The organism is Streptomyces sp. SM1, from assembly GCF_002910825.1.
In the GTDB taxonomy this organism is placed as follows: Bacteria; Actinomycetota; Actinomycetes; order Streptomycetales; family Streptomycetaceae; genus Streptomyces; species Streptomyces okerensis.
This window is the reverse complement of sequence record NZ_NEUB01000933.1, coordinates 1-4,875: the sequence shown is the minus strand read 5'-3', so window position 1 is coordinate 4,875 and position 4,875 is coordinate 1. Positions and strand designations below refer to the sequence as shown.

At 70.7% G+C, this 4,875-nt stretch carries 4 protein-coding genes and 2 pseudogenes; 3 read left to right on the top strand and 3 right to left on the bottom strand.

All coding sequences use genetic code 11. The features are described from left to right. Window positions 1–323 precede the first annotated feature (323 nt). On the top strand, window positions 324–974 hold the full coding sequence (locus B9S61_RS32080) for a DUF4360 domain-containing protein (protein ID WP_103545329.1): 651 nt from the start codon (window positions 324–326) through the stop codon (window positions 972–974). Between the two features lie 168 nt (window positions 975–1,142). On the opposite strand, the pseudogene B9S61_RS32075 reads toward B9S61_RS32080, so the two are convergent. The 3 genes and pseudogenes from B9S61_RS32075 to B9S61_RS32065 form a co-directional block, all read right to left on the bottom strand. Beyond that, window positions 1,143–1,535 (bottom strand): annotated as a pseudogene (locus B9S61_RS32075) (helix-turn-helix domain-containing protein); the annotation flags it as partial. Continuing rightward, window positions 1,472–2,551 carry a DUF6801 domain-containing protein gene (locus tag B9S61_RS32070; protein ID WP_308457805.1) on the bottom strand — a complete coding sequence of 360 codons (1,080 nt, stop codon included), beginning with the start codon at window positions 2,549–2,551 and terminating at the stop codon, window positions 1,472–1,474. The pseudogene B9S61_RS32075 and the gene B9S61_RS32070, both read right to left, overlap by 64 nt. A gap of 164 nt (window positions 2,552–2,715) precedes the next feature. After that, window positions 2,716–2,913, bottom strand: coding sequence for a hypothetical protein (locus tag B9S61_RS32065; RefSeq protein ID WP_103545328.1), 198 nt, complete (start codon window positions 2,911–2,913; stop codon window positions 2,716–2,718). 717 nt (window positions 2,914–3,630) lie between these two features. Here B9S61_RS32065 and B9S61_RS32060 point away from each other — a divergent pair. Both B9S61_RS32060 and B9S61_RS32050 read left to right on the top strand, forming a co-directional pair. Continuing rightward, window positions 3,631–4,324, top strand: a pseudogene (locus B9S61_RS32060) (ABC transporter ATP-binding protein); the annotation flags it as partial. A gap of 205 nt (window positions 4,325–4,529) precedes the next feature. Beyond that, window positions 4,530–4,835: a hypothetical protein gene (locus tag B9S61_RS32050; protein ID WP_374936265.1), complete on the top strand. Its 306-nt coding sequence runs from the start codon at window positions 4,530–4,532 to the stop codon at window positions 4,833–4,835. Window positions 4,836–4,875: the final 40 nt, after the last annotated feature.

Below are 4,875 nucleotides of genomic sequence, written 5' to 3'. Positions count from 1 at the left end.
TGAAGGTACGCCTGCTGAGCTCCAAGGGAGCGCCTCCTGTCGTCCTGCCGCGCGTGGTGCCGGTGGGCCATTGTCCACGAACGGGAACCTTCCGTTCACACGCGCCTCCCGGGACGCCCCATGTGTCCCGCCCGGTCATGGCGGAAGTGAATGGCCGGAGTTCGCTCTGTCCGGCGGTCGAGGGGCTTCATACGATGCGAGCGCTCCCGGTCTTCACCGCACCTCCATGTCTCCTTCACGAAGCCGGGAGCGCGTGCCTGCGTGTTTGGCATGTGCATGACGGTTCAACCAACACCGCAACCCCCCACTCAGGATGGAGAACCATGGCTGGTGGCATGCTCATGAGTGCGGCGGCGGCCGCGCTCCTCACCGCCGCGATACCCGCGCACAACCCGTCGACCGGTTTCGAGGACCCCCCGCCGGACAAGATCGTCATCAAGGTCGCCACCGTGAACGGATCGGGATGCCCCCAGGGCACGGCGGCCGTCGCCGTCTCGGCCGACAACACCGCGTTCACCGTGACCTACAGCGACTACCTCGCCCAGGCCGGCGGGAACTCCGACCCCACGGCGTTCCGCAAGAACTGCCAGCTCAGCCTGCTGGTCCACGTCCCCCAGGGCTTCACCTACGCCATCGCCAGCGCGGACTACCGGGGCTTCGCCTCGCTCCAGCCCGGCGCCGGGGGCACGCAGAGGGCGTCGTACTACTTCCAGGGCTCCCCGAACACGGAGTTCCGCACCCACGCGTTCGCCGGGCCCCAGGACGACAACTGGCAGGCCACGGACGAAACCGACTGGGCCCAACTGGTCTACGCGCCCTGCGGAGTCCAGCGCAACTTCAACATCAACACCGAGCTGCGGGTGAGCGCCGGCTCCACGTCGCCCGACAAGGTCAGCTTCATGACCATGGACTCCACGGACGGCGACATCAGCACGACGTACCACATGGCGTGGAAGGAGTGCCCGGAGGACTGACCGCCCACCGAACGGCGGGCGGGCCCGCACGGCCCGCCCGTCCCACCGGCTCCGCCGGGACCGGACGCGCCGTTCGCGCCGGCCCGCGGGGAACGGCGGGCTCGGTGTCGACCTCCTCGACTGAAGCAGCGGCTGGCCGGTCGCCCGCTGCCCCGGCCGGCCGCGGGGTCACTCCGTGCCGTGGTGGCTCCGCAGGTGCAGCGCGCGCAGGGCGACCTCGAGGGCGAAGCGGTGATCGGGATCGGCGAGCCGGTCGCCCAGATAGGTGTCCAGGGTCCGCAGGCGGTAGCGGACGGTCTGGGCGTGCACGCCCAGCATCTCGCCGACCTGCTCCGCGGGCGCCCGGGTGGAGACGTGGACCCGGAGGGTCTCGACGAGCCGGTCGCGCCGCCTGGCGGTCAGCTTGTCGAGCGGGGCCAGTTCCCGGGCCGCGACACGGTCGACGAGGGCGGAGTCGGACAGCAGCCACAGGGTCGTCAGATGGTCCTCGCAGCGGATCAGCGGGGCGTCCGGTACGGCCCCGTCGTCGACGAGCTGGAGCACCCGGCGGGCCCATCGGACAGCAGCCACAGGGTCGTCAGATGGTCCTCGCAGCGGATCAGCGGGGCGTCCGGTACGGCCCCGTCGTCGACGAGCTGGAGCACCCGGCGGGCCCAGCGGAACTCTCCCCCGTCCATGATCAGGACGCAGGACGGCGGGAGGTACGAGGCGCCCTTCTGCTTCTTCACGTTGGCGTAGCCCGTGACGTAGGCGTTGAGCGACCGCGGCATGGGAGGGTGCTGCTCGTCGTAGCGGCACGGCGGCACGTCACGGTCCGCGGCGGTGCCCGGTGAGTTCTCCAGCACCCTCGGCGACCGGTCGCCCTGCCGGTCCCGCTGTCCGCTCTCCGGCGCCGAGGACGTCCCGTCGGGTGCCGGTGCGGACGGTGAACCGCCGGTCCCCGGTGAGTCGGGACCGACCGGCACGGTGGCCAGCAGCCGCTTGTCCGGCGCGTCCTCGGCGGGGGCGCAGCCGACGGTCAGTGAAGCGCTTCCCGTGCTGCTGGCGCTGGGGCTGTCGCTGTCGCTGTCGCTTTCGGTGCCGGTGCCGGTGCCGGTTTCGGTACCGTCCGCCGTGCCGAGGTCCAGATCGATGGCCAGGGCGCCGGCGGTGAAGGTCAGGTCGCCGTCGCTCCGGCCCGACACCGAGGGGACGTCGCCCCGCGTGGTCAGCGTCAGCGGCCCGGACTCCGGCAGGGCGACGGGCTCGGAGCTCCCCCGCCAGGTCGCCGCCGCCGTGGCCGAGTTCTGGGCCACACCGACGGCGAGCCGGGTCACGGGGCGCACCTCGGCCGCGTCCCGCGCGGTGAGGTCCGCCACCGCCTGCGCCGGGAGTTCCACGGTGGTCGTGACGCCGGTGGGCGAGAACGCCTCGCCCGCCTTCACCCGCTGCGGGAAGTCCGCCGAGATCCGTACCGTCGCGGGCGCCTTCCCCGAGGGGAGCGCGCAGACGTAGGGGAGTTCGGCGTCGACCTCCTGGGTGCCCGCGGCCGAGGCCGTGGTCGGGATCAGGGCGGCGAGCACGACGAACGCGGCCATCGAGGTGAGCTTGGCGCGGGCTCGGCGTGGCCGCGGGATGACGGCTCGTTGGGCTCTCATACAACTCCGCTCGGCGGAAGGGACGGTGTCGGCGGGATCCGGCGCAGAGCCCGCGAACGCCCGGCCGGGGGTGCCGGCCGGGCGGTTGTCAGCGGGACACCGGCTTACGGGTTGGAACCGACGATGGTCGGGATGGTGGCGGTCAGCACGATGTTGCCGACGTTCACGGCCTGGAAGGAGGCCGGGGAGGGGCTGACGGTCCACACCGTGGAGGGCACCGCCGAGGCGGTACCGGCGGTGAGGGCCAGCGCGGCCGCGGCCGCACACGCCGCGACGGCTGTTCTCTTCATGTACGTCTTCATGGCTGGGGAACTCCTTGAGAGTTGACCGGCAGAGACGGGCCGCTGCCCCGTGGGTGAGGGAGCGGACATGCGGCCCGCGGCTGGACGTCGACCGTCCATGAGCCATGACGTTACCGGCGGTAGATTTAGCCGAACAATGCGACGGTCCATGATTCTCTTGAAAAGGGAACAAGCTGTTTCCCGGGTGAGTGGTCAGCGCATCACCTTAGTCACCTGCTGCCAGGATGGGAATATACGGCCGGTGCGCGGCAGTCGGTCTCCGGTCGCCGCCGGCGGCGGGTCGTGATGCTCACCGGCCAACAAGTTACCGACGCGTTTTTGTGCCCGTGCTGACAGGTTCTGGATGGCCGAAGTGGGTATCCCGGAAAACTCGTATTCCGGTGTTGCCCGTCGAGGTTACTCGGCCGTAACGTGCCGGTGCGGTGCTCGGTTCCAGGTCGGTGGCCCCCGTCGGCCGGAGCCATGACGGATGTTTTCCGGCCCACCCTCCCTCGGGCCGGGGCGTTCGTCGGCGGGGTCTCGCGCGTCCACACCCTCCGGAGGTGCGGGACCCCGCCCTGTCTCCCCGGAGACAAGTACGGGGCCGACGAGTTGTCTGCACGGTGACAAGTTCCGGAGGGACGGCGGTGATCCGTGCCGCACCCGTTGTCGACGTGTGACGCGCCGACCTAACGTGCGCCCGCAGCGCCTATTCGATGGACGTCCGCTGGAGGTGATATGGGAATCGAAGTAGTGGTCGAGGGCCTGACCAAGTCCTTCGGTAAGCAGAGCATCTGGCGGGACGTGTCACTTTACTCTTCCGGCCGGAGAGGTCAGCGTGATGCTGGGCCCGTCCGGCACCGGGAAGACCGTTTTCCTGAAGTCGCTCATAGGGTTGCTGAAACCCGAGAAGGGCCGTGTCCTCATCGACGGAGTGGGCATGGTGAACAGTCCCGAAAGGGATATCCACGAGACCCGTAAATTGTTCGGTCTCATGTTTCAGGACGGAGCCCTCTTCGGGTCCATGTCCCTTTTCGACAACATCGCCTTCCCGCTGCGGGAGCACACCCGCAAGAAGGAGTCCGAGATCCGCCGCATCGTCATGGAGCGGATCGAGGTCGTCGGACTGCTGGGCGCGGAGGGCAAGCTCCCGGGAGAGAGCAGCGGAGGCATGCGCAAGCGGGCCGGCCTGGCCCGCGCGCTCGTCCTGGACCCGCAGATCATCCTGTGCGACGAACCGGATTCCGGGCTCGACCCGGTGCGCACCGCCTACCTCTCCCAGCTGCTGATCGACCTGAACGCGCAGATCGACGCGACGATGCTGATCGTCACCCACAACCTCGACATCGCCGCCACCGTGCCCGACAACATGGGGATGCTCTTCCGGCGCGAACTGGTCACCTTCGGTCCGCGCGAGGTGCTGCTCACCAACGGGCGGAGCGGAGCATCCGGGACTGGCGCGACGCCTCCACCGGGCCGCTGCGCGAGGAACTGGGCGACACCGGGGCCGAGGCGGGCACCTCGGCACGCGGCACGGTCACCGACGCCGCCGTCACCGCGCTCGACACCCGGTCCGGCACGGCCAAGCTCATCGCCACCGTCCGCGTCGAGGTCACCCCGGCCGGCACGAGGGGCCGGTGGCCGCGGGCGATCCGTACGCCGAACTCGCTCCACCGGGTGACGGCTCGTACCACACCGAACTCCCGCCCCTGGCGACTGCGGAGGCCGCCTCGGCCTCCCCCGCGCTCGGGCGGGACCTGCGCGTCCAGTCGGGCATCCCGGCCACCGTGCTGCGCGCCTACCGAGCCGCCGAGACCTCGGTCGGCAGGACGGACCCCGGCTGCCGGCTGCCCTGGGAACTGCTCGCGGCGATCGGCAAGGTCGAGTCCGGGGAAGCCGGGAGGAGCGGACGGGCGGGCCGGGCCGTGGCCCCGCGCGGGTGACTCAGCCCGTCTGGCCCATCCCCGCCGCGCTGGGCCAGGC

Bases quoted from the DNA above. Each gene is read 5' to 3' on its own strand.
- B9S61_RS32080 (WP_103545329.1), top strand. From the start codon at position 324: ATGGCTGGTGGCATGCTCATGAGTGCGGCGGCGGCCGCGCTCCTCACC.
- B9S61_RS32070 (WP_308457805.1), bottom strand. From the start codon at position 2,551: ATGGCCGCGTTCGTCGTGCTCGCCGCCCTGATCCCGACCACGGCCTCG.
- B9S61_RS32065 (WP_103545328.1), bottom strand. From the start codon at position 2,913: ATGAAGACGTACATGAAGAGAACAGCCGTCGCGGCGTGTGCGGCCGCG.